Source organism: Xanthomonas albilineans, from assembly GCF_002939705.1.
In the GTDB taxonomy this organism is placed as follows: domain Bacteria; phylum Pseudomonadota; class Gammaproteobacteria; order Xanthomonadales; family Xanthomonadaceae; genus Xanthomonas_A; species Xanthomonas_A albilineans.
In genome coordinates this window covers 1-254 of the sequence record NZ_MDCB01000145.1, presented here as the reverse complement: position 1 = coordinate 254, position 254 = coordinate 1, and the positions used below count along the sequence as shown (strand labels likewise).

The window sequence follows — 254 nt, the reverse complement described above, 5'->3', positions numbered from 1 at the left end:
CAGCAGCCCACCCTCGGCTCGCAGGCGCGGACCGGCCTGAACAACCTGGTCGGCCTGGCGCCGGAAACCTTCACCTCCGCCATCGAAACGGCACTGGCGCCGTTGAACATTTTCAGCAACCCGATTGTGGACGCGGCGACCAGCGACAACGATTTCGACCTGAGCAAGTTGCGCAAGACCGTCCAGTCCATCTACGTCGGCGTCAGCCCGGCCAAGCTGATCGAAGCCAAAGGGGTGTTGAATCTGTTCTTCGA

At 61.8% G+C, this 254-nt stretch carries 1 protein-coding gene; it reads left to right on the top strand.

Going from position 1 to position 254, the window contains the following annotated elements:
• The coding region (locus XalbCFBP2523_RS16150) for a type IV secretory system conjugative DNA transfer family protein (RefSeq protein ID WP_158250813.1) at positions 1-254 on the top strand (254 nt) is incomplete at both ends.